This window comes from Staphylococcus sp. HMSC061G12, from assembly GCF_001838465.1.
GTDB classification, from domain to species: Bacteria; Bacillota; Bacilli; order Staphylococcales; family Staphylococcaceae; genus Staphylococcus; species Staphylococcus simulans.
On the sequence record NZ_KV837130.1, the window covers coordinates 567 to 1,463 of the forward strand.

Genomic DNA, 897 nt, shown 5'->3' on the forward strand with positions numbered 1-897 from the left:
TTACAGGTTGATCGCCTTCTTTAGGGAAGTTTGGTACATTTACTTTGCCTTTGACTTCTTCCGCAGTAGTTGGAGTTCCATATGGTTTCGTAATTTCTCCTGTTGTTGGTTCATAAGTGTCTGAATCTTTTGGCCCTACGGTTACTTTCACATTCACTGTGTCTGTTGTTTTATCTGGATATGTCACTGTGACAGGGACTTGAGTTTCTCCACTAACTTGTCCGTTTGGCAATTTACTTGTATCTACTGTGATAACAGGTTGATCGCCTTCTTTAGGGAAGTTCGGAACATTTACTTTGCCTTTGACTTCTTGTTCTGTTGTTGGTGTACCGTAAGGTTTTGTAATTTCTCCCGCTGTTGGTTCATATTTATCTTTTTGCGGTTGTTCTACCACTGTTACCGGAACTTTCACATGGTCTTTTGTGCCATCTGGATATGTGACTGTTACAGGGACATCTACTGTTCCTGGTGTTTGACCGTTTGGTATTTGTGCCGGATTATTGACTTTGACTGTCGGTGTACCTTTATCCTTTGGAAAATCTGGGACTGTTACTTTGTCTTTAACCTCTTGTTCTGTTGTGTTTTGACCAAATGGTTTTTTAATTGGTTGAATTGTTGGTTCATAAGTGTCTGAATCTTTCGGTCCTACGGTTACTTTCACATTCACTGTGTCTGTTGTTTTATCTGGATATGTCACTGTGACTGGGACTTGAGTTTCTCCACTAACTTGTCCGTTTGGCAATTTACTTGTATCTACTGTGATTACAGGTTGATCGCCTTCTTTAGGGAAGTTTGGAACACTTACTTTTCCTTTGACTTCTTCCGCAGTAGTTGGTGTACCGTATGGTTTTGTGATTTCTCCTACTGTTGGTTCATATTTATCTTTTTGTGGTTGTT

General features: G+C 39.9%; 1 protein-coding gene. It reads right to left on the reverse strand.

The features are described 5' to 3' along the window. A partial coding sequence (locus HMPREF2937_RS08745) for a Rib/alpha-like domain-containing protein (protein ID WP_257245376.1) occupies positions 1 to 897 on the reverse strand: 897 nt, incomplete at both ends.